Annotated in this window: 23 protein-coding genes; 9 read left to right on the top strand and 14 right to left on the bottom strand. The window is 67.6% G+C overall.

Going from position 1 to position 22,487, the window contains the following annotated elements:
• Position 1 precedes the first annotated feature (1 nt).
• The 3 genes from QN239_RS08635 to QN239_RS08645 all read left to right on the top strand — a co-directional run bounded on the left by QN239_RS08635 (position 2) and on the right by QN239_RS08645 (position 3,046).
• Complete coding sequence (locus QN239_RS08635; RefSeq protein ID WP_090362771.1) at positions 2-682, top strand: response regulator; 681 nt, start codon at positions 2-4, stop codon at positions 680-682.
• Positions 683-891: 209 nt separating this feature from the next.
• Positions 892-1,584, top strand: a complete 693-nt coding sequence (locus QN239_RS08640) for an amidase (protein ID WP_499009547.1) — start codon at positions 892-894, stop codon at positions 1,582-1,584.
• Between the two features lie 445 nt (positions 1,585-2,029).
• On the top strand, positions 2,030-3,046 hold the full coding sequence (locus QN239_RS08645; RefSeq protein WP_499009549.1) for an MmpL3/TtfA transport complex stabilizer: 1,017 nt from the start codon (positions 2,030-2,032) through the stop codon (positions 3,044-3,046).
• Here QN239_RS08645 and QN239_RS08650 read toward each other — a convergent pair.
• Both QN239_RS08650 and QN239_RS08655 read right to left on the bottom strand, forming a co-directional pair.
• The gene (locus tag QN239_RS08650; protein ID WP_090362565.1) at positions 3,043-3,363 is read right to left on the bottom strand and encodes a hypothetical protein; all 321 of its coding nucleotides are present in this window, start codon (positions 3,361-3,363) and stop codon (positions 3,043-3,045) included. The genes QN239_RS08645 and QN239_RS08650 overlap by 4 nt on opposite strands.
• A gap of 7 nt (positions 3,364-3,370) precedes the next feature.
• Positions 3,371-3,694, bottom strand: a complete 324-nt coding sequence (locus QN239_RS08655) for a hypothetical protein (protein WP_499009552.1) — start codon at positions 3,692-3,694, stop codon at positions 3,371-3,373.
• A gap of 103 nt (positions 3,695-3,797) precedes the next feature.
• Between QN239_RS08655 and QN239_RS08660 the strand changes: the two genes are divergently transcribed.
• A complete protein-coding gene (locus QN239_RS08660; RefSeq protein WP_499009553.1) occupies positions 3,798-5,420 on the top strand; it encodes a fatty acid--CoA ligase in 1,623 nt (540 codons plus the stop codon).
• A 77-nt stretch (positions 5,421-5,497) separates the two neighbouring features.
• Here QN239_RS08660 and QN239_RS08665 read toward each other — a convergent pair whose 3' ends face one another.
• From QN239_RS08665 to QN239_RS08680, 4 genes are all read right to left on the bottom strand, one after another.
• On the bottom strand, positions 5,498-6,721 hold the full coding sequence (locus tag QN239_RS08665; protein ID WP_499009555.1) for a lipid-transfer protein: 1,224 nt from the start codon (positions 6,719-6,721) through the stop codon (positions 5,498-5,500).
• 44 nt (positions 6,722-6,765) lie between these two features.
• Positions 6,766-7,107 carry a DUF732 domain-containing protein gene (locus QN239_RS08670; RefSeq protein ID WP_187096711.1) on the bottom strand — a complete coding sequence of 114 codons (342 nt, stop codon included), beginning with the start codon at positions 7,105-7,107 and terminating at the stop codon, positions 6,766-6,768.
• Between the two features lie 94 nt (positions 7,108-7,201).
• A complete protein-coding gene (locus tag QN239_RS08675) occupies positions 7,202-8,920 on the bottom strand; it encodes a serine/threonine-protein kinase (protein WP_499009556.1) in 1,719 nt (572 codons plus the stop codon).
• A 70-nt stretch (positions 8,921-8,990) separates the two neighbouring features.
• Positions 8,991-10,124, bottom strand: coding sequence for a BTAD domain-containing putative transcriptional regulator (locus tag QN239_RS08680; protein WP_499009558.1), 1,134 nt, complete (start codon positions 10,122-10,124; stop codon positions 8,991-8,993).
• A gap of 77 nt (positions 10,125-10,201) precedes the next feature.
• Here QN239_RS08680 and QN239_RS08685 point away from each other — a divergent pair, with 77 nt between their 5' ends.
• Positions 10,202-11,248 (top strand): NAD(P)H-dependent amine dehydrogenase family protein, encoded by a 1,047-nt coding sequence (locus QN239_RS08685; RefSeq protein ID WP_499009559.1) that lies wholly within the window; start codon positions 10,202-10,204, stop codon positions 11,246-11,248.
• 39 nt (positions 11,249-11,287) lie between these two features.
• On the opposite strand, the gene QN239_RS08690 is transcribed toward QN239_RS08685, so the two are convergent.
• Positions 11,288-12,343, bottom strand: a complete 1,056-nt coding sequence (locus tag QN239_RS08690) for a zinc-binding dehydrogenase (RefSeq protein WP_499009560.1) — start codon at positions 12,341-12,343, stop codon at positions 11,288-11,290.
• A gap of 65 nt (positions 12,344-12,408) precedes the next feature.
• Here QN239_RS08690 and QN239_RS08695 point away from each other — a divergent pair, with 65 nt between their 5' ends.
• The gene (locus tag QN239_RS08695) at positions 12,409-13,263 is read left to right on the top strand and encodes a patatin-like phospholipase family protein (RefSeq protein WP_499009563.1); all 855 of its coding nucleotides are present in this window, start codon (positions 12,409-12,411) and stop codon (positions 13,261-13,263) included.
• Positions 13,264-13,278: 15 nt separating this feature from the next.
• Here the strand turns inward: QN239_RS08695 and QN239_RS08700 are convergent, their stop codons facing one another.
• From QN239_RS08700 to QN239_RS08710, 3 genes are all read right to left on the bottom strand, one after another.
• A complete protein-coding gene (locus QN239_RS08700; protein ID WP_499009564.1) occupies positions 13,279-14,217 on the bottom strand; it encodes a patatin-like phospholipase family protein in 939 nt (312 codons plus the stop codon).
• A gap of 6 nt (positions 14,218-14,223) precedes the next feature.
• Positions 14,224-15,003: an SDR family NAD(P)-dependent oxidoreductase gene (locus QN239_RS08705; protein WP_499009566.1), complete on the bottom strand. Its 780-nt coding sequence runs from the start codon at positions 15,001-15,003 to the stop codon at positions 14,224-14,226.
• 130 nt (positions 15,004-15,133) lie between these two features.
• Positions 15,134-15,568 (bottom strand): lipoprotein LpqV, encoded by a 435-nt coding sequence (locus tag QN239_RS08710; protein ID WP_499009568.1) that lies wholly within the window; start codon positions 15,566-15,568, stop codon positions 15,134-15,136.
• A 127-nt stretch (positions 15,569-15,695) separates the two neighbouring features.
• Here QN239_RS08710 and QN239_RS08715 point away from each other — a divergent pair, with 127 nt between their 5' ends.
• The gene (locus tag QN239_RS08715; RefSeq protein ID WP_499009570.1) at positions 15,696-16,298 is read left to right on the top strand and encodes a cupin domain-containing protein; all 603 of its coding nucleotides are present in this window, start codon (positions 15,696-15,698) and stop codon (positions 16,296-16,298) included.
• Position 16,299: 1 nt separating this feature from the next.
• Positions 16,300-16,686: a rhodanese-like domain-containing protein gene (locus QN239_RS08720; RefSeq protein WP_499009571.1), complete on the top strand. Its 387-nt coding sequence runs from the start codon at positions 16,300-16,302 to the stop codon at positions 16,684-16,686.
• Here QN239_RS08720 and QN239_RS08725 read toward each other — a convergent pair.
• Genes QN239_RS08725 through QN239_RS08735 form a run of 3 tightly spaced genes read right to left on the bottom strand, consistent with a single transcriptional unit; the run spans position 16,657 to position 20,167 of the window.
• A complete protein-coding gene (locus tag QN239_RS08725) occupies positions 16,657-18,333 on the bottom strand; it encodes an alpha/beta hydrolase (protein WP_499009573.1) in 1,677 nt (558 codons plus the stop codon). The two genes, QN239_RS08720 and QN239_RS08725, sit on opposite strands and share 30 nt — an antisense overlap.
• A 9-nt stretch (positions 18,334-18,342) precedes the next feature.
• Positions 18,343-19,119: an enoyl-CoA hydratase gene (locus QN239_RS08730; RefSeq protein ID WP_499009574.1), complete on the bottom strand. Its 777-nt coding sequence runs from the start codon at positions 19,117-19,119 to the stop codon at positions 18,343-18,345.
• A gap of 13 nt (positions 19,120-19,132) precedes the next feature.
• Positions 19,133-20,167: an enoyl-CoA hydratase/isomerase family protein gene (locus tag QN239_RS08735; protein ID WP_499009576.1), complete on the bottom strand. Its 1,035-nt coding sequence runs from the start codon at positions 20,165-20,167 to the stop codon at positions 19,133-19,135.
• A gap of 173 nt (positions 20,168-20,340) precedes the next feature.
• On the opposite strand from QN239_RS08735, the gene QN239_RS08740 reads away from it, so the two are divergent.
• Positions 20,341-21,186, top strand: coding sequence for a Bax inhibitor-1/YccA family protein (locus QN239_RS08740; RefSeq protein ID WP_499009577.1), 846 nt, complete (start codon positions 20,341-20,343; stop codon positions 21,184-21,186).
• A 79-nt stretch (positions 21,187-21,265) separates the two neighbouring features.
• On the opposite strand, the gene purT is transcribed toward QN239_RS08740, so the two are convergent.
• Positions 21,266-22,453, bottom strand: a complete 1,188-nt coding sequence (gene purT, locus QN239_RS08745; RefSeq protein WP_499009578.1) for a formate-dependent phosphoribosylglycinamide formyltransferase — start codon at positions 22,451-22,453, stop codon at positions 21,266-21,268.
• Positions 22,454-22,487: the final 34 nt, after the last annotated feature.

Raw genomic sequence — 22,487 nt, forward strand, 5'->3', positions numbered from 1 at the left:
GATGATCCGGGTGTTGATCGTCGAGGACGAGCCACTGATCGCCGAGGCCCACCTCACCTATCTCGGCCGCCTCGACGGGTTTTCGGTGGTCGCGGTGGCGCACACCGCGCGCGACGCGATGCGGGCCGCGGCGGAAGCGCAGCCTCCCGTCGATCTGGTGCTGCTCGATCTGGGGTTACCCGATGCCAGCGGGATCGCGCTCGCGTCGGCGCTGTCGGGATTGGCGCCCGCGCCCGACATCATCGCGATCACCTCGGAGCGAGACCTGGAGATGGTGCGGGCCGCCGTCGCGCACGGAGCACTGGCGTATTTGCTCAAACCATTCACCTTCGCGGCGTTCCGTGACCGGCTGGAGCGCTATCGGCGCTACCGCAGCGCGTTGCCCGCCGGCACCGAAGCCGCCAGCCAGGCCGAAGTGGACCGGGCCTTCGCCGAACTGCGGGTGGCCACCGACAAGGCCGTCTCGCCGAAGGGAGCGGCGCCGCACACCACCGACGAGATCGCCCGGGTGGTGCGGGACAGTCCGAACGGTCTGACCGCTGACGAGGTGGCCGAGCGGGTCGGGGTGTCGCGGGTGACGGCATGGCGATACCTGGAGCGGCTAGCCGACGACGGGACCGTCGCTCGCGGCACCGACTACGGGAAGGCTGGACGTCCCAAGACGCGCTATCAATGGCATTGAGTGCCGGGTGCCCCGGTGCCGGCCGGACATCACGGGTCGGCAAAGAATTCTTTCGGTTCTAGCAAATAGTCAATTCGGGAATTATGATTCTGCGAATTGGTATTCCGAAAGGGTTGCGGGTGAGTTCGACCAGGGTGAGTACGTGGGCAATCGCATTCGTGGCATTCTCACTTGCTTCCCTCGTTTCGGGAGGCGGCGAGGCGGGGGCGGTGCCGCAATCGGAGGCGGCCGCCGGTGGGCGCACGGTCACGGTCAACACGGGCAGTTTTGACCTGGCGGTCCGCTCGGCGCCGTCGGCGACCAGTCAGAAGATCGGCAGCATCGCCGATCACTCGAAGGTGGTCATCACGTGCTATGCCCGTGGCGTGGTGTTCAGCGGCGGTCCCTATCACTTGAGCACCGATTTGTGGAACAGGCTGCAAAGTGGCGGTTATGTCACCGACGCGATGCTGGACACCGGCTCCAATGATCCGGTGGTACCGCCCTGTGAGACCGAATCGACGCGGCTGACCACGGGACGCGCCGTCGGCCGCAAGGCGCAGAACAATCCGGGCCGCGATGGCACCGATATGTGGGCCGCGTTCGAGAAATGGTATTTCGTCTCCGGAAAGCAGTTCTATCCGGCGATCGGTGGCGCGCCGAAGGATCTCGCGACTGCGGCCAGGTCCTCGGGTTGGTCGGTGGCCGGCGATCCGCAGTCGCGTTCGATCGTCGTCATTCCGCCCGGGGTGCTCGATGCTCCTGCGGCCGGACATGTGGCATGGGTGGACACGGTGTCGAAACGCGCCGATGGCACGTATCTGCGGCTCACCGAGATGGGTGGGCCCGGTATGGGCCCCGGCACCTGGTCGGCGCGCGACGTAAAAGCCCAGAAGGGCCTTTCGTACGTGCTGCTGCCCTGAGCTCAGGGCGACTCCATAGCTAATTTGACAGCAACGTCAAATCGGCGGAATTCCGGTCACGGCGCCGCGGCTGGTGCCACCGATATCGGTCGTCGGGGCGGCGGGTTTGCTGATATGTCGGGTGTGATATGCCGCTCATTTCCGGTTCCCGCGTTGCGGTCGCCGGCGGTCGCGGATTGTTCGGCGCGTCTGGCCGGCAATTGCTGGCTCCGCATCTTCGGTGCTAGACGGCTCGCTTCGAATTGCTGACCAAAGGTCACAACTACATAACGAAAAGTTTTCTAATAAGTGTCTGAGAGGTTGACGGCAGATCGTCCACCGGTCCCGTTCGGGCCCGCTGTCGACCCGCTTTTCGTCGCTAGAATCAAGAACGAACGCGTCAACCACGGCGCATAGCGACTGAATCTAGTGCCGGTGCCGACATACCGGCGGAGGTGTCGAGGAAATGGCAAGTGTTTTTGTGCGCGCGAATGATGCTGCGCTGACCGAATCGCGGACGGCGTTCGCGGGATCGGTGCTGATCGGACGTGGTGTCATCGCCGACGTGGCTGCCAATTCCACGACGATCGTGGCCGCCAACCACAGCGACGACTCCGTCACCGTGGTCCGCCCGGACACTGTCACGGGCCCGGGCCAGGTGTCCGTACAGGGCGAACCCACCGCCGTCGCACTTGCCGACGACCGTGCATACGTGCTCACCAGCACCGCGGAGGTGGACAGCGTGGTGGTCGTCGACACTCGCGCCAACACGGTCCTTGCCACCTACCCGCTCGCATTCACCGCGACCGCGATCGAGGTGAGCCCCGATGGCAAGCGCGCCTACGTGGCGCGCACCGGTGACGACCATGTCGATATCGCTGTCATCGACACCACGGCCGAGCGGGTCGGCACCATCGACATCCCCGCGGGCGTCGGCGCCTCGATCGACGGACTGCGGATCGCCCCGTCCGGTCGCACCCTGTACGCGGCCGTCACCACGATCTCGGGTAGCCGTCTGCTGATGATCGACACCGAGACCGCACGCGTGCGCAAGGCTCTGTCGCTGGGTGCGCCGATCCGCGACCTCGCCGTCACCAAGACCGCTGCGTACGTGCTGACCTCGGATATCACCGACCTGGGCGCAATCGTCGTCGTCGATCTCGCCGGTTTCACCGTCAACCGCACCATCGCCGCCGGCTCGCTGCCGATCCAGATGGCGATGTCGGCGGATGGTTCGCGTGCCTATGTCGTCGACTACGACCAGGTTGCGGTGCTGTGCACCGTCACCAACGACGTGTTGGAGACCATCACGGTCGGGTCCCGCCCCACGGCGGTGGCCCTGAGTGACCAGGGTGACCGGCTTTACGTCACCGACGTGGAAGGCGAGATCACCGCGTTCCGCGTGACGCCGCCGCCGATGTACTCGCCGTTCGAGGCCATCGCCTTCGCCGACGAGCGCGAACTCGAGCCGGTCGGCGTCTAACGCGTGCCGTTGATCGACCGGTTGCAGTCCAGCGACACCGAGATCGACTGACTGACCGTCTGCTGCACCAGCACCCGTTCATCGGTGCCCGGCCCGACATAGGGCACCCACTGTTTGACCGTGTTCGGATTGCGGACGTTGGTGACCACGCACTGACTCATCGGCAGGGTGCCGGTCCGGTCGATGTTCACGGTGTAGCCCTCGGACTGCAGGCGGTTGATGGTCTCCTGCGCCGTTTCTTCGGCGGCGGCGATCCCGGTGGACAGGGTGATCGCGGCGCATACCGCCGTCGCGGGCAGCAGCCATCTCATTCGCATATGTCCATCATGGCCCATGTCGCAGGTTTGCGGTGCAGTCGAGCGACACCGAGATGGACCGGCTGACCACCACCTCGACATAGTCGTAGTCGTGTTTGCCATTACGGCCGTTGTCCACCCGGATCAGCCGGGTGACGGTTTGCGGGTTGCGCACACTGGTGACCACGCACTGATCGATCGGGGCGCTGCCGACCCGGTCGACGTTGACGGTGTAACCCTCGGACTCCAGCCGGCCGATGGTGTCCAGCGCGGATTCGTCGGCGTCTGCCGGTGGCGCGCACCCGAGCAGCACGGCCGCCGCCAGCGGCACGGCAATGAGATACGGACGCATGACGCGCCCCCTGTCGATGTGGTGAACACTTGCTGTGAACTACATCGTCCGCCGGCGGTGATTCGTTGCAGGTGCAACCCGGGCTGGCGCTACCATCGCGGCGGTGTACTCCACCATGCAGAACTGGCCCTTGACCATCACTGCGATCCTGCGCCACGCGTGCGGCGTCAATGGGGACCGCGTCGTCACCACCGCCACCGGGCAGGGCGGCCACCGCAGTATCACCTACCGCGAAGTCGGTGAACAGGCCGCCCAACTGGCGCACGCGCTGCGCGGGCTCGGGATCACCGGGGACGAGCGGGTCGCCACCTTCCAGTGGAACAACGCCGAACACCTCGTCGCCTACCTGGCCGCCCCCGCGATGGGCGCGGTCCTGCACACCCTGAACATCCGCCTGTCGCCCGAACAGATCGCGTACATCGCCAACGAGGCCGAGGACCAGGTGATCATCGCCGACGCCTCACTGGTGCCGTTGTTGGCCCCGGTGCTGCCTCAGCTGAGCACCGTGCACACCGTGATCGTGGTCGGCGACGGCGACCTCGACGCGCTGTCCGGTCCGACGGTGCTGCGCTACGACGAACTGCTGGCCGGCCAGCCCACAGAATTCGACTGGCCCGAGCTCGACGAGAATTCTGCGGCCGCGATGTGCTACACCAGCGGCACCACCGGAAACCCGAAAGGTGTTGTCTACAGCCACCGTTCGAGCTATCTGCACGCGCTGACAGCATGCACCGCCAACGCCCTGGACGTCAGCTCCAGCGACGTGGTGCTGCCCATCGTGCCGATGTTCCACGCCAACTCCTGGGGCCTGCCCTACGCGGCGTTGATGGCCGGAGCCGACCTGGCCATGCCGGACCGGTTCCTGGATGGGGCCTCGCTCATCGAGCTGATCGAAACGCGGCGGCCGACGGTGGCCGGGGCGGTCCCGACGATCTGGAACGATGTCATGCACTGCCTGGAAAGGTCTCCGGGGCACGATGTTTCGTCGCTGCGGCTGGTGGCCTGCGGCGGTTCGGCGGTGCCCGTGTCGCTGATGCGGACCTTCCAGGAGCGGTACGGCGTCTACATCCAGCAGGCCTGGGGGATGACCGAGACCTCCCCACTGGCCACGGTGGCCAAACCGTTGCCCGGCGTCTCCGAGGAGCGGCACTGGCAGATGCGCGCGACCCAGGGCCGGCCGATGTGCGGGGTCGAGGTCCGGATCGTCGACGACGCGGGCAACCGGCTACCCGATGACGGTAAGGCGATCGGTGAGCTGGAGGTGCGCGGGCCGTGGATCACCGGCGGTTACTACCTGGGCCAGGACGCCGAGAAGTTCGACAGCGGCTGGCTGCGTACCGGAGATGTCGGCCTCATCGACCCGGACGGTTATGTCACGTTGACCGACCGCGCCAAGGACGTCATCAAATCCGGCGGCGAATGGATCTCGTCGGTCGAGCTGGAGAACCTGCTCATCGCCCACCCGGCCGTCCTGGAGGCCGCCGTCGTGGGTGTGCCCGACGAGCGCTGGGAGGAACGGCCGCTGGCCGTCGTCGTCCTGGACGAAGGCGCCTCGGCGGATGCCGCCGAGTTGCGGGAGTTCCTGGCCGACAAGGTGGTTCGGTGGTGGCTGCCCGAGCGGTGGACGTTCATCACGCAGGTGCCGCGCACCAGCGTCGGCAAATACGACAAGAAGACCATCCGGGCCCAGCACGCCGACGGCGGCTACGAGGTCATCATCCTCTGACCGATCTGCGCCCAATTGATCAAACGGGCGCGAAAGTCCCAGGACCTTCGCGCCCGTTTGTCGATCTCGGCGCCGGGTCAGCGCTCGGCGCGCTGGTAGGCCGTCACCACGGCCGCGCCACCGAGACCGATGTTGTGCTGCAGCGCGGCAGTCACCCCGGACACCTGCCGCTTGTCGGCGGTACCGCGCAGCTGCCACGTCAGCTCGGCGCACTGCGCCAGCCCGGTGGCGCCCAGCGGATGGCCCTTGGAGATCAGGCCGCCGGACGGGTTGACCACCCACCGGCCGCCGTAGGTGGTGTCGTCGTTGTCGATCAGCGCCGGGGCCTCGCCCGCACCGCACAGGCCCAGCGCTTCGTACAGCAGCAGTTCGTTGGCCGAGAAGCAGTCGTGCAGCTCGATCACCTGGAAGTCGGCGGGGCCAAGTCCGGATTGGTCATAGACCTGTTGTGCAGCTTGCACATTCATGTCGTAACCGATGATGTTGGCCGCGCTGCCGTCGAAGGTCGAGGCGAAGTCGGTGGTCATGGCTTGGCCGACGATCTCCACGGCCTGACCGGCCAGCCCATGCGAGTCGACGTAGGCCTCGCTGGCGAGGATGGCCGCACCCGAACCGTCGGAGGTGGGCGAGCACTGCAGCTTGGTCAACGGGTCCGAGATCATCTTCGAGCCCAGGATGTCATCGAGGGTGTACTCATCCTGAAACTGCGCGTACGGGTTGTTCACCGAATGCTTGTGGTTCTTGTAGCCGATCTTTGCGAAGTGCTCGGCGGTGCTGCCGTACTTCTTCATGTGTTCACGCCCGGCCGCGCCGAACATCCACGGCGCGACGGGGAAGGCGAACTCGTCGATCTCGGCCAGTGCCTTGATATGCCGGCCCAGCGGCGATTCGCGGTCCTGCGCACCGCCGCCGAGGGAGCCCGGCTGCATCTTCTCGAACCCCAGCGCGATTGTGCAGTCGGCCAACCCGCCCCGAATCGACTGCGCCGCAAGGTACAGCGCCGTTGAACCGGTGGAACAGTTGTTGTTGACGTTGACGATCGGGATGCCCGTCATGCCCAGCTCGTAGAGCGCGCGCTGACCCGAGGTCGAGTCGCCCGAGCAGTAGCCGACGTAACCCTGTTGCACCTCGGCATACTCGATACCCGCATCGGCGAGAGCCTTGGTGCCGGATTCGCGAGCCATGTCCGGGTAGTCCCAGCCCTCTTTGCCTGCCTCATGGTCCGCTCCGCGAGCTCCGCGTCCGCCTGGCTTCTCGAACTTCGTCATCCCGACCCCGACGACGAACACACGATTCGGCATGGTGATCCCTTTCGCTTCATTGCGGTCGGGATCGAACATACTTCTCAGGCGAACGCGTCGGTGTACTGCGGGCAGTAGTAATCGATCGACATGACCACGAAGGCGGCGGCCTGCCGGGTGGTCAGGTCGGTGTGGGCGAGGATGTCGCCGCCGATATCGGTGCCGGAGGCGCCGGCCTTGAGTTCCGAACAGACCTGGTGCGCATTGCCGATGACCGCGGAGGCCGAATCGTAGGAGATGCCCTCGTCGGCGATCTCGCTCAGGAACGCGGTATCGGTCTGCGAGGTGATCGCGCTCGCGGTGCCCGCCGAGGCGAACGCCGCCAGTCCCAGCGCCAGCCCGGACATCGTGGTGACGAGTGCGGTGCGGGCGAAAGTGCTGAACATGGGCTGGACTCCTGGTGATGTCGGTCCCGGTCGCTCCGGGACGGCATCAGGGTCCAACGCCGACCTTGATGGATTCTTGGTGTCTTCTTGGCGGCTAGCCGTAGGCCAGCCACCACTGGTGCAACTGTGCGAGATCGGGTGCCTGGATATTGCCGATCAGCAGGTCGGAGTTCTTCGTCCAGGTGATGTCGGGACCGTTGTTGTACGTGCCGCAGGCGATCGAGCCCTCGGCCCGCTGCGCGGAGTCGGTGTAGTGCCATGTCGTCGGCGAATCGATCCCGCTGCCCGGGCACTGCAACAACTCGGAATCACCCTTGATGGCGTCGTCGAAGTGGGACGACAACTGACCTTGATCGGCGAACAGCGAGTATCGCGACGCGGCCGGTCCACCCGGTGAGGAGGCCGGTCCGCAGTCGACGGTCGCCAGCGCGCCCGTCACCGGCGGGTGCAGCACCTGACAGGACCCGGGAGAGTAGTCGCGGGGCAGCATGCCCAGCAGCCGGTTCTCCAAGGTGCCCGGGCTGTCCGGTTCGGTGGTCCGGGTCCGCTCCGTCGTCTCCGTCGTGTCGGTGGCCTCGGTCGGCTCTTCGGTGGTCTTGCTGGTGCCGGTGGTCGGGGACGCGGCGGTGTCCTCGGGTTTGACCAGCCAGAACACCCCGAGCGCGGCGAGTACCAGCACGAACACGCCCGCAGCGGCCACGATCGGCAGCCACGGCGTCGCTTTCTTCTTCGGCGGGGGACTGACCTGATTCCAGGTCGGCCCGCCCGACGGGGGCTGGTGGAAACCGGCGGGGCTCCCCGCGTACGGCGCCGGCGTGGCACCCGGTGGCGGCGGGGGGACCGGCGGCGGCGTGGCACCAGGAGGCGGGGTGGCCCCGAACGGCGGCGGCGTGGGCGGCCGGGCGGGCGCGCCGTACGGCACGCCCGGGCGCACGGCGGCCTCACCGCGCGCCACGATGGTGGCCGCTTGATCCTGATCCCGGGAACTCAGTGCCTCGGTCGCGGCGGCGGCCAGGTCTCCCGCACTGGCAAACCGGTCCTCGGGTTTCTTGGCCATCCCGCGGGCGATGACGGCGTCGAAGGCGGTGGGGATGCCGGGCCGGGTGTGGCTGGGCGCCGGGACGGGATTCATCAAGTGGGCGGTGATCACCATGCTGACGCTGTCACCCGGGAACGGCTGGGAGCCGGTGAGACATTCGTGCAGCACACACGTCAGCGCGTACACGTCGGCGCGGTAGGTGACCTCGCCACTGGTGAACCGCTCCGGGGCCATGTAGGCGTAGGTGCCCACCGCGGTGCCCAGTTCGGTCAGCTTCTCGTCGCTGGCGGCGTTGGCGATCCCGAAGTCCACCAGGTACGCGAAATCGTCCCGGGTGATCAGGATGTTCTCGGGTTTCACGTCGCGATGCATGATGCCGCTCTCATGGGCGGCGTCCAGCGCCGAGGCGACCTGGCGGATGATCGCGACCGCGCGCGCCGGCGTCATCGGTCCGTAGCCCTTGAGCAGCTTGCGCAGGTCGTTCCCGTTGATCATGCGCATGTCGACGTACAGCACGCCGTCGATCTCGCCGTAGTCGTGGATCGGCACCACGTGCGGCTCTTGCAGACGCCCGGCCGAATGCGCCTCGCGCTGCAGGCGCTTGCGGAACACCGGATCGTGGGAGACACCCTCCGGCAACAGTTTCAGGGCGACGATCCGGTCTTTGACCGTATCCTCGGCCTCGTATACCTCGCCCATCCCGCCGCGGCCGATGAGACGCCGCAGACGATACGGGCCGAAATCGGTGCCCTCACGCGAAGTCGGCCCGGTCATGTCTGCCTCGCTCCTCTACGTCCGCAGGCTCAACACCCTAACGGGTGGACGTGGCGCTCACAGCCGAAGCTCAGTCGGGACGGACGATCTCGAAGGCGAACTCGTGCTCGCAGATCCGGAAGCGGTCGCCGTCGTCGAGGCTGGCCGTACCGCGGATGCGCTGGCCGTTCACCTCGACGCCGTTCGCCGAGCGCAGGTCGGTGATGACGAAACTGGTTCCGGTGTCGATGATGACGGCGTGGTGGCGGCTCACGTTGGCCTGGTCCAGGACGATGTCGTTATCGGGCAGTCGGCCGATCCTGGTGGCCGCGGCCAGCAGCGGGTAGACCCGTCCGGACCGGGTGCGCAGCTGTGCCGAGGCGGTCTGCACACCGACCGCGGTGCGCAGGTCGAGATTGTTGATCTTGTGCACGGCCGTGGTCCGGGCGGCTTGACGGACGTTGAGGGGTTCCTGGCGCAGGATGCGCTCGTACAGCGTGCGCACCGTGGGCCCGGGGTCGATGCCCAGATCGTCGGCCAGGGTGGACTTGAGCCGCTGGAAGGCATCCAGCGCATCGGACTGGCGGTCGCTGAGGTAGTACGCGGTGATCAGCTGCGCCCACAGCGGCTCGCGGTAGGGGAACTCCACGACGAGCGACTCGAGGCTGCCGATGATGGTATGCGCACGGTTGCAAGCGATTTCGGCTTCGGCATGGGCGGTGTGGGCCACCACCTTGTCTTCGACGAGTGCGGTGGCGAACGGGTCGACGAACTCGAAATCCCGCAGGTCGTCGAGCACCGGTCCGCGCCACTGTGCCAGGGCCGTGGCCAGGTGGCTGCTGGCCTGCTCGAACTGTCCGGCCGCGGCGGCCTGAACCCCGGCGCTCTTGGCCGCGATGAAGCGGCCGACATCGCAGTTCGCATCGTCGACCGCCAACCGGTAACCCGGTGCCGCGCTGGCCAGCACCGTCCGCCCGTCCGCGCCGGTGCCGGAGATGAGCTTGCGCAGATTGGAGATGTAGGAGTGCAGGCTGGCTTTGGGTTCCGGCGGGGGGAACTGCTCCCACGCCGCGGTGACCAGAGAATCGCCGCTGACCGGCCGGTTTCGGCTCATGACCAGCAATGCCAGCACCGCCCGTTGCTTCGGCGTCCCCAGCGGCAGCGCTACGCCGTCGACGGTCACCTGCAGCGGGCCGAGTACACCGAAGTCCAGGGCGTTGGTCATCACCGGTCATTGTGCCGGGCGGCGGCCCCAAAGGTGGTAGAACGTGTTCTAGTTCTTGCATGCGGAAGGGAGCGACAATGGCGTTGCGCGTGGTGCAGTGGGCCACCGGCGGAGTGGGGATGGCCGCCATGAAGGGCATCCTCGAACATCCCGATCTCGAGCTCGCCGGCGCGTGGGTGCACTCGGAAGCCAAGAACGGTCGCGATATCGGGGACCTCATCGGCAGCGCTCCCCTGGGAGTGGCCGCCACCAACCGGGTCGAGGACATCCTGGCGCTCGACGCCGACGCGCTCATCTACGCGCCGCTGCTGCCGAACGCCGAGGAGGTGTCCGAACTCCTGCGATCGGGCAAGAACGTCGTCACCCCGGTGGGCTGGCTGTACCCGAGCGAGAAACAGGCCGCGCCGCTGCGGGCCGCGGCTCTCGAGGGTGGGGTGACTCTGCACGGCACCGGTATCGCGCCCGGCGGCTTCAGCGAGAAGTACCCGCTGCTGCTGTCGGCGCTGTCCACCGGAGTGACCTTCGTTCGCGCCGAAGAGTTTTCCGATCTGCGCACCTACGACGCACCCGACGTACTGCGCCACGTGATGGGCTTCGGCGACACCCCGGACAAGGCGATGAGCGGCCCGATGCAGAAGATGCTCGACGGCGGATTCATCCAGGCGATCCGGATGTGCACCGACAAGCTCGGTTTCCGCGCCGACCCGCGCGTCGTCACGTCCCAGGAGGTGGCGGTGGCCACCGCGCCGATCGCCTCGCCGATCGGCGATATCGCACCCGGTCAGGTCGCCGCCCGCCGGTTCCACTGGGAAGCCCAGGTCGACGGCGAACCGGTGGTGCGCATCACGGTCAACTGGCTGATGGGGGAGGAGAACCTCGATCCCGCATGGACTTTCGGCCCGGAGGGGCAGCGCTACGAGATGGCGGTGCGGGGTAATCCCGACTTCACCGTCGTGGTGCGCGGATTCCAGGGCGAGCCGGGCGACGAGGTGGAGTCCGGTGTGGTCGGTACCGCCGCGCATTGCGTGAACTCGGTACCCGCGGTGTGCGCGGCGGCTCCCGGTATCGCCACCTATCTGGATCTGCCGCTCATCGCGGGCCGGGCGGCACCGCATCTGAGCTAGGGCTCCACCACCGTCATTCGAGCCAGGGCTCCACCACCGTCATTCGAGCCAGGGCTCCACCAGGATCCGGATCGGGTCACCGTTGGCGTGGTGCAACTTCTCGATACCCTTGGCCACGTCCTCCAGCGACACGATATCGCTGATCGAGCGGTGCAGATCCAGTCGGCCCAGCGAGACCAGCTTGGCCAGGGTGCCGATATCGGCGTTCTGATAGCCGAGGTGGCCCAGGACTTGGCGTTTGGTCAGGTTGAACATCGAGGTGGGCCCGATGGTCGGCGCGTCGGCGCTCATCCCGACCCCGACCAACCGGCCGCCGACGGTGAGATTGGCCAGCGCCTGGTCGAACGTCGAGGACACCCCGACCGCGTCGAAGGCGACGTCCAGTCCGCGGCCTCCGGTGACTTCGGCGATCTTGTCGTGCAGCGCGTCATCGCGGGCGTCGAAGGCATGGTCGGCGCCCAACTCCAGGGCGCGTTGCAGCACGGCGGGTTTGATGTCGACCGCGATGATCGGCGCCGCGCCGACCAGCCGGGCCAATTGCACGATGTGAGTGCCGATCCCGCCGACGCCCCAGACACCGACCGACTCCCCGATACCGACCTTGCCGGTGCGCACCACCGCGCCGAACGGCGTCGACACCGCGTCGGCCAGGATGGCGGCCTGTTCCAGCGGCACGTTGTCGGGCACCCGGGTCAGTCCGAAGGCCTGCGCGACGGTGTACTGCGCCCAGGCCCCGTCATAGGCGAAGGCCATCAACCGGATCCGCAGGCAGTTGCTCACGTCGCCGCGGCGGCAGTTCACGCAGTCCAGGCACGGCCGGCCAGCGGCGACGACCACCCGGTCGCCCTCGGCCCAGCCGGTCACACCGGGGCCGAGTTTGGCGACGGTGCCCGAGGCCTCATGGCCCTGGGTCACCACCGGGATCTGGGCCGGGAAGGTGCCGTTGATCAAACTCAGGTCAGAATGGCAGATCCCGCAGAACGCGACCTTGACCAAAACTTCGCCTGGGCCCGGTTCGGGAATCGGAACATCCTCCACCGCAATGGTTTTGGTTTCCGCGTAGAACCGCTGGGCCCGCATCGTCGCGTTTGTCATGCTGCCATCATGACGGACGAGCGTCGGAGAATTGGGTAGAACACACGCCTGTGCTGGCAGACTCAGTGCTCGTGAAACGTGGCTTGATCCTTGCCGGTGGCGGATTGGCGGGTATCGCCTGGGAGACCGGGGTGCTCACCGGTATCGCCGACGAATCCCCGGACACCGCGGCGGCGCTGGTGGGTTCCGACGTGCTGCTGGGCACCTCCGCCGGGTCGGCGGTCGCCGCCGCGCTGGGCAGCGGTGCGGCGCTGGCTGAACTCTTCGCCCGTCAGATCGCCGACCAGTCGCATGAGATCGATTCCGGTGTCGACATCGACCAGATCTCGACGGTGTTCATGAGCGCGCTCAGCGAGCCGGGCAACCCCCAGGAGCGGTTGCGGCGGATCGGGGCGATCGCGCTGGCCACCGACACCGTGCCCGAGGCGGTGCGCCGCGAGGTGATCGCGCACCGGCTGCCCTCGCACGACTGGCCGGATCGCGATCTGCGGATCACCGCGATTCCCGTCGACACCGGGGAACTCGTGGTGTTCACCCCGCAATCGGGGGTGCCGCTGGTCGATGCCGTCGCGGCCAGTTGCGCGGTGCCCGGTGCCTGGCCGCCGGTGACCATCGGGGACCGGCGCTATATGGACGGCGGGGTGGGTAGCAGCGTCAACACCGCCGCCGCCGCGGACTGCGACGCCGTGGTGGTGCTGGTGCCCGCCGCCGAGTTCGCACCGTCCCCGTTCGGTACCGGGACGGCCGGCGAGATCGCCGCGTTCGCCGGCCGCACCTTGACGGTGTACGCCGATGACGAGGCGCTGACCGCTTTCGGGCGCAATCCGTTGGACCCGGCATGCCGGCGACCGTCTGCGGTCGCGGGCCGGGCGCAGGGCAGGCGGGTCGCGGGGGCGGTCGCGGAATTCCTGTCGCACTGACCGGCCGAGTCGGTATCAGTCCAGGACGGCCAGCGCGGCGGCGGCGAGTTCCTGACCGATCTCGATGACCTCATCGGCACGATGGAATTCCAGGCTGCGACATGCCGTGCGCGGCACCTCGATCAGCAGGTCGGGGGGATACGCCGCCAGCGTGTGCCGGGCCAGCGCGGCCTGGGCGATGTCGATGGTGCGGTTCATGATCTCGAAGCTGCCCAGGCGGGGCACCCCGGTATCGTCGGGCGGTTCGGAGTCGACACTGCTGAAGCGGCTCAGCACGGAACGCGCGGCCGGGGTCTCCAGCACCCGCTGGGCGGCGGTGGTGTCCAGCAATGCCGTTGTGCTGCGCCACATCCGGCCCAGAAACTCGGCGGTCGGCCGGGGCCCTTCCGGCTCCCTGAGCCGGGCCGCCGGATCCGCGCCCGACAGGCTGATCGCGATGGTGAGATCGGCGTTGACCGCCGCGATGGGCGCCATCGGCAGCGGGTCCAGGATGCCGCCGTCGGCCAGCAGCCGGCCGTCCACCACATGCGGGGTGAAGATGCCGGGGATCGCGATGGAGGCCCGGATCGCGTCAACGAGCGGACCGCGCTGCATCCACACCGATTTACCGGCGATCAGATCGGTGGATACCGCGGTGTACGGGATCGGCAGCTCCTCGATGGTGACGTCGCCGAGGATCTCGCGCACCGCGTCGAGGATCTTCTCCGCCCGCAGCACCCCGGGTGAGCTGATCGAGGGGTCCAGCAGCCGCAGCACCGCTCGCTGCGTCAAAGAGCTTGCCCAGGTGGCGAATTCGTCAAGCTTGTCGGCTGCATACAGGCCGCCGACGAGGGCGCCCATCGACGACCCGGCGATCCCGACGATCTCGTACCCGCGGTCCTGCAGCTCGTTGATGACCCCGATGTGCGCGTAGCCGCGGGCACCTCCGCTGCCGAGCGCAAGGGCGATCCGCATCGGCGCTCAGGACTCCTTCATGATCCGCTGCGCCACCGGTGCCAGCAGCCGGCCCGGCAACAACCGCGCGCTCGCCGCCAGCACCGTGTTGGCCAGCCCCGAGATGACGGTGGGGCCCGATTTGTCCACGGCGGCCAGCGCCGTGTCGACGACCTGTCGGGAGGTCTGGCGCCCACGGGTCATGAATTGCTTTCCGGTGCGGGCGAAGAACTCGGTCTCGGTGGCACCCGGGCACAGCGCCAGCACCCGCACCCCGCTGCCCTTGGTCTCCTGCCACAGCGCCTCGGTGAAGGACAGCACGAACGCCTTGGTGGCACCGTAGACGGCCATGGTGGGGGTCGGCTGGAACGCCGCGGTGGACGCGACGTTGATCACCAAGCCGGTGCCCGTCCGCACCATCGACGGCAGGAACCGCGCCGTCAGATCGACCAGGGTGCCGCAGTTCAGCTGAATCTGCGCGGCCAGCGCATCCGGGTCCAGCTTGACGAACTCGCCGTGCGACCCGACACCGGCATTGTTGATCAGCACGTCGACCTTCCGGCCGAGGGCCTCGACCTGCGCGGCCAGCTGTGCCCCCGACCCCGGCAGGGACAGATCGGCGGCGAGCACGTCGATCCGAATGCCCGGCGTGCTGCGCGACAGCGTTGCCCGCAGCTCCTCCAGCTTGTCCGCCCGGCGTGCGACGAGCACCAGGTCGGCTCCGAGACCGGCGAGCTGGTGGGCGAACTCTTCACCGATTCCGCCGCTGGCGCCGGTGATCAGTGCAGTGCGATTACGGAAGTCCACACCGTCATCCTGCCGTATTCGGGCAGATCGCGGCAGCGGGTACAACCCCAGGCAGGTGGGCGGCCGTCACACCGGCGCGGGGCCGGGAACGGATCGTGCAAGGGGCTTTCGGCTCGGCCTGATTCGAACCTCAGCCGCACTCACCGTTGGCGGCGGCGTTTGCCGCCATGATGACGCCGGCCTGCTGCGCCGGGGTGAGCTGCACCCACGGGGTGTTGAAGCTGCCCGGACCGTCGGCCTCGGGTGCCTGCAGGGTCTTCAGATAGTCCTCGACCAGGGTGCGCGGTTCGGCGCGCTGCTCGTCGAGCCAGAGCTTGGCAGCGTGGCAGGCCTGCCCGTACTGCGATTCCGTGGCATCGGAGGGCACGTCGACGGCGGTGGTGACCCCGCCGGGCGAGACCGCGACGGCCCCCGCGTGCAATGGCGCTTCCTGCGGTAACGGCGGCGGCTCCGAGATCGACGTGGCGGTGGCCGGGCTCGACGCGGTCGGGGCCTCGGGGTGCGATGAACAACCGGCCAGGGCGACTGTTGCGGCCGCGAACACCAGAATCGGGTAGCTGCGCATGTTTCCAATCTATGCAACACTCGCGGCCGTGACGGAGGGGACCGGTTTTCGGGGCTGTTGTTGCGCGCTTGCTGTCTGACGGCACCAGCACGCACGCCCATCAACCGTTCCCTTTTTGGAGTCACCCATGGTTTCTGCCTCTGCCGCAGCGCTCGTCGCCCCGCCCGCGGTCTCCGCGCCCACCCGCCTGCGGCTGCCGGATCTGCTGAACGCGACCGACCGCTGCGCCGACGATGTGCTGTCCGGCAGGTATGACCGGTTGCTGCCCGTGGGCGGTCCACCGACCGACGAGCGCTGGTACAGCCGACTCCATGGCGATGACGAGCTCGATATCTGGTTGATCAGCTGGGTCCCGGACCGCTCCACCGAACTGCATGATCACGGTGGCTCGCTGGGCGCGCTGACGGTGGTGTCGGGTGCACTGAACGAGACCCGGTGGGACGGTCAGGCCTTCAAGCGCAGGCGGTTGCGGGCGGGGGACCAGGCGGCCTTTCCGCTCGGGTGGGTGCACGATGTGGTGTGGGCACCCGCGGCGGCGGGCTGGGGGCACCACCCGCTTGCGGGGGAGGGCGTAGCGACCGGGGGATTTGCCGGTGTTCCGGCCGCTCCGGTCACGCTCAGCGTGCACGCCTACTCGCCGCCGCTGACGGCGATGTCCTACTACGAGGTCACCGACAAGCAGACCCTGCGTCGCAACCGGACCGAACTGACCGACGCACCCGAAGGATGACATGAGCCGAATCGATGAGGTACTCGCCGCCGCACGGTCGCGACTGCACCGCCTGCCCGCCGACGAGGTGCCCGCGGCGCTGGAACGCGGCGCCGTGCTCGTCGACATCCGGCCCGCCGCCCAGCGTGCCGCCGAGGGCGAGGTGGCAGGCGCTCTGGTGATCGAGCGCAATGTGCTGGAGTGGCGCGCCGACCCCACCAGTGACGCCCGGCTGCCGCAGGCGGTCGACGACGACGTCGAGTGGGTGGTGCTGTGCTCGGAGGGCTACACCTCCAGCCTGGCCGCCGCAGCCCTGCAGGATCTGGGGCTGCACCGGGCCACCGACGTCATCGGCGGCTATCACGCCCTGGCTGCGGCCTCATTCGCCGGAGCGCAGCAGCGGCCGTAGCTGTTCGGTCTTGGCCGGGGTCCAGCCGGGTGGTTGCAGTACGGCCGCCCACGCGTTGGCGACATCGCGCACATAGACGTGGCCGTGCCCGTCCGGTACGTCGACCGCGACCGCCATATCGGCTGACACCTGCAGGAACGTCACCACCGGGATCCACTCCATCCGAGGCGAAACGTCATAGCCGCGAGGCTCTCTGAGCCAATCGGGTTTGGCGAACAGCAGATCGGGATTCCACCAGGCGATCGGATCGGACGCGTGCTGCAGGTACACCACCCGCGGGTGCCCCCATGGATCGGCGGGCCGGTTCAGGTTGTCCGGCCGGGCGGCGAACCGGGCGTTCTCACCCTTGTCGTAGATCGGCAGCCACTGCGGTGATCCCTCGTCGCGGTTGATGGTCAGGTCGGTCCAGATGGTGTTGTTGAACGTCGGGCCGGAGAACAGCGCACCGTCGGTGCGGGCGATCAGGTTGTTCAGGGCCAGGAACGGTGCTTCACCGCCGAAGGAGCCCAGGCTCTCGCCGAACACCACGAGTTTGGGTCGCTTGTTCTCGGGTAGTTCGCGCACCATCGCGTCGACCTCTTCGAACAGTGCCTGGCCGGCCTGGCGGGCGTTCTCCTTGTCCACCAGGAACGAGATCCAGCTGGGCAGGAACGAATACTGCATCGACACGATTGCGGTGTCGCCGTTGTACATGTATTCCAGTGCCGTGGCCTCGGCCTCGTTGATCCAGCCGGTCCCGGTGGTGGTCGCCACCGCGATGACCTTGCGGTCCAGGCCGCCGGCGCGCCGGAGTTCCTCGGCGGCCTTCTTCGCGATCGCCTTGATCCCCTCGGCCGAATTCAGCCCGGCGTAGGCCCGGATGGGCTCGGTCGCCTTGGCGCCGTTGAACTTCGACAGATCCTCGACCGACGGCCCGCCGGACACGAAGACCCGGCCCTGATGACCCAGCGATGACCAGCTGACCAGTGACTGCGGGCCGCCTGAGCGCAATGGTGTTGCGGGAGCGGCATTGTCGGGATCAGCCTCGTTGTTCACCGACTCGAAGGTGTTGTTGATGGTGGACATCGCGAACCGCACCACCACACCGTTGAGCAGTGCGATGAACAGTGCCAGCAGCAGACCCACCGCCACCGTCGCGGACACCCGTGGTGGCGCGATCCGTTCCAGCTGGCGCACCAGGAAGTGCACCAGCTTGTCGACCAGCTGGCCGAGTTCGACGAATGCGAACAGGAAGACGATGGACAGCACCGCCGTGAGCGGGTGGTCCCAGAAGGTCAGCCGCGGCACCCCGAACAGATCGCGAACATCGTCCTGCCACACGTGGAACCAGACGACGGCCGCGATCTGGCCGAGGATGCCGACCACGATGAGCACCTTCCACGCCCAGCTCGGGGCCGGCGGGCTGGTGTCCCTGGACCGCATGTACCGAACCAGCCAGACGCCGAAGACGCCGAACAGGTAGCCGATCGCGCCGGCCGCTCCGCTGACCAGCCCCTGGAACAGCGGGCCGCGCGGCAGCAGCGACGGTGTCATCGACAGCCAGATGAACACCAGGCCGGTGGCCGTGCCGAAGAAGGTGTAATGCCGAATCCACCAGGCCCGCTTGGCTGCAGGTTCCGGCGGGGCTTCGAGGGCGGTGTCGGTCACCGCTTGACTTTAGCGATGCGTGAAATTCGGTGCGCGCTTCTCCGTGAACGCGTTCATGCCTTCGGTCTGGTCGTCGGTGGCGAAGGCCGAGTGGAACAACCGACGCTCGTAGAGCAGGCCCTCGGCGAGCGTCGATTCGAAGGCCCGGTTGACCGCTTCCTTGGCCATCCGCGCCGCCGACAGCGACATCCCGGCGATGGTCGCCGCAGTGGCGTTGGCCTCCTCGAGCAGGGTGTCGGCGGGCACTACCCGGGACACCAGTCCGCTGCGCTCGGCCTCGGCGGCGTCGATGGTGCGGCCGGTGAGGATCAGATCCATCGCCTTGGCCTTGCCGATGGCCCGGGTGAGGCGCTGGCTGCCGCCCATCCCCGGCAGCACGCCGAGCTTGATCTCCGGCTGGCCGAATTTCGCGGTGTCGGCGGCGATCAGCAGGTCGCACATCATGGCCAGCTCGCAGCCGCCGCCGAGCGCGTAGCCGGCGACCGCGGCGATGGTGGGGGTGCGAGTGGCGGCGAACTTGCCCCACAGGGCGAAGAAGTCCGACGAGTAGACGTCGGCGAAGGACAGGTCGGCCATCTCCTTGATATCGGCACCGGCGGCGAAGGCCTTCTCGCTGCCGGTCACGATGATCGCGCCGATACCCGCATCGGCATCGAATTCGGCTGCGGCCGTGGTGACTTCGTGCATCACTTGGCTGTTGAGGGCGTTGAGCGCCTTGGGCCGGTTCAGCGTGATGGTGCCGACGCGGCCCGCGCGGGTCACCAGGATGGTCTCGTAGTCAGTCATCAGATCTCCTTGTTCAGAACGTCAGATCAGGATGGGCGGCGGCGAAGTACGCGTCGACCGCCGCATCGTCGCAGAGCTCCAGGGTGGCCGGCGACCATGTCGGATTGCGGTCCTTGTCGACGAGTTGGGCGCGGATGCCCTCGACGAAATCGTGGGAGGCCACCGAGGCCACCGAGACCCGGTACTCCTGTTGCAGCACCTCTTCCAGCGAGTGCAGGTGCTCGGCGCGGCGCACGGCGGTCAGCGTGACCGACAGCGCGATGGGCGAACGGGTGGCGATGAGGTCGGCCGCGTCGCGCGCGGCCTGCTCATCGTGACCGCGCAGGTCGGTGAGGATCTCGGCGACCGTATCGCCGGCGTAGCAGCTGTCGATCCAATGCCGCTGGGCGAGCAGCTCACTGGCCGGCGGCTCCTCGGCGTAGGAGCGCAGTGCATCTTCGTGCCCGTCGGCGATGACGGCCTCGGCGAAGTCGGCGAGGCGATCATGCGGGACGAAATGGTCGGCGAAGCCCATCGCGATGGCGTCCGCGCCGGAGAACGGTGCACCGGTCAGGGCGGCATGCAGGCCGAGCCGGCCGGGGGCGCGGGACAACAGGTAGGTGCCACCGACATCGGGGATGAAGCCGATGCCGACCTCCGGCATGCCCATCTTGGTCTTCTCGGTGACCACCCGGACGTTGCCGTGCGCGGCGACACCGACGCCGCCGCCCATCACGATGCCGTCCATCAAGGCGACATACGGCTTGGCGAACCGGCCGATGTGCGCGTTGAGCAGGTACTCGTCCCACCAGAACGAGCGCGCCGCCGCGCCGCCCGCCAAGGCGGAGTGATAGAGGGCGACCACGTCGCCGCCCGCGCACAGCCCCCGTTCGCCGGCCCCGGTGAGCAGGACAGCCGTGATGGCATCGTCGTGTTCCCAGTCGGTCAGTGCCCGCGCGATACCGGCGACCATGACGTCGTTGAGGGAGTTGATCGCTCTGGGCCGGTTCAAGGTCAGGATGCCGACACCATTGCGGACACTTACTAGGATGTCCTCGTTTTCGGTCACGATTGCAATCTAGTTCGTCGCCCCAGCGGATGCAGCGACGGGTAGGGTTTGACCAAGATCAATCCTGGACGTTTCCTGAGAGTCTTATCAGCGTCTCGGGAACCTGTCGGAGGACTTGATCGTTGATCGTACGTCCGGGAACGCCGGACCTACAGCACAGGAGAGGACCTACGGTGCGCGAGAGCAGCAACCCGGTATTCCGCTCCCTGCCGAAAGAGCAGGGCGGATACGCGCAATTCGGTACCGGAGCCGCGAGCTTCGGTGCGCAGCAGGTACACGCGGATCCCTATGTCACGCCGTACCCGGATCAGCAGCGCGGCGTCTCGCGGCCACTGACCATCGATGATGTCGTCACCAAGACCGGTATCACCCTGGCCGTGGTGACGGTCGTCGGCGTCCTGTCGTACTTCCTCGTGTCGCAGAACTACGGACTGATGATGCCGTTCGTGGCGATCGGCGGTCTCGGTGGCTTTGCGCTGGTGATGATCGCGACGTTTGGTCGCAAGCAGGACAACCCGGCCATCGTGCTGAGCTACGCCGCATTGGAAGGTCTGTTCCTCGGCGCGGCGTCCTTCCTGTTCGCCAACCTGGTCTCCACCGGCGGCCCCGGAATGATCGCGCAGGCGGTCTTCGGCACGGTGGGCGTTTTCGTCGGCATGTTGGTGGTCTACAAGACCGGAGCGATACGGGTGACGCCCAAGTTCACCCGGATGCTGGTGGCCGCGATGTTCGGTGTCGTGGCGATCGCGCTGCTGAACATGGTGCTCGCGCTCTTCGGTGTCGGCGGCGGCGAGGGTTTCGGCCTGCGTAGCGGTGGCCCGCTCGCGATCGTCTTCTCCCTGGTCTGCATCGGCTTGGCGGCCTTCATGTTCCTCGTGGACTTCGATTCCGCCGACCAGCTGATCCGCGCCGGTGCGCCGGAGAAGGCCGCGTGGGGCATCGCCCTGGGCCTGACCGTCACCCTGGTCTGGCTGTACATCGAGATCCTGCGCCTGCTGAGTTACTTCAACAACGACTAGTGCGACGGCGAGAGAAAGGGCGTCCACAGCGTGGGCGCCCTTTTTCACGCGTTGATGTCACCGGGTTGCGGCGCGCGACTCAGGGCAACCGGGGCGTGACCCGGCTTGCCGCCTGGACGGCGTTGGCGCGGGCGGTGTCCACATCGGCGTCGTAGGCCAGCGCCACACCCATCCGGCGCTTCACGAAACTCTCCGGCTTACCGAACAGCCGAATGTCGGTGCGTGGCACCCGCAGTGCGTCGTCCACCCCGTCGAAGACGATGCCCTCGGCATCCACGCCGCCATAGATCACCGCGCTCGCCCCCGGCGTCTTGAGCGAGGTGTCGACCGGCAGGCCCAGGATGGCCCGGGCGTGCAGTTCGAACTCGTTCTGCCACTGCGTCACCATGGTCACCATGCCGGTGTCGTGCGGCCGCGGGCTGACCTCGCTGAACCACACCTGATCACCCTTGACGAACAGCTCGACACCGAAGATGCCCTGCCCGCCCAGATCCTGTGTCACCGTGCGCGCGATGTGCTGCGCACGCTCGAGGGCGGTGGCGGACATCGGGTGGGGCTGCCAGCTCTCGACATAGTCGCCGCTGACCTGTTTGTGTCCGATCGGTTCGCAGAACTGCGTGCCATCGACGGCCCGCACCGTCAGCAGCGTGATCTCGTAGTCGAAATCGACGAATCCCTCGACGATGATGCGGGTGTTGCTCACCCGGCTGCCGGACATGGCGTAGGCCCACGCCGCGGCCACGTCATCCGGGCCGTCGATCTTGCTCTGGCCCTTGCCCGAACTGCTCATCACCGGCTTGACGACGCACGGATAGCCGATGCTCTCGTCGATCGCGGCCTGTAGTTCGTCCTGCGAATCGCAGAATCGGTACGGACTGGTCGGCAGCCCAAGGGTTTCGGCGGCCAGCCGGCGAATACCCTCGCGGTCCATGGTCAGCCGCGCCGCCCGCGCCGTCGGGATCACCCGCACCACGCCGTCGGCCTCCAGCGCCTCCAGCGTCGGGGTCGCGATCGCCTCGATCTCGGGCACCACGAGGTCAGGCTTCTCGGCTTCGATGAGCGCCCGGAGCTGATCGGGATCGGTCATCGAGATGGTGCGCGCGTGATGCGCGATCTGATGGCCGGGCGCGTGGTCGTAGCGATCGACGGCGATGGTCTCGACGCCGAGGCGCTGCAAGGCGATCAGGACTTCGCGGCCCAGTTCACCCGAACCCAGCAGCATCACCCGGGTGGCGTGCGCCGACAGCGGTGTTCCGAGAGTGGTCATGGGCGCGTCGGCGCTGCGTTGAGGAATTCGGTTG

Source organism: Mycolicibacterium sp. Y3 (genome assembly GCF_051188035.1).
Lineage (GTDB): Bacteria > Actinomycetota > Actinomycetes > Mycobacteriales > Mycobacteriaceae > Mycobacterium > Mycobacterium fluoranthenivorans.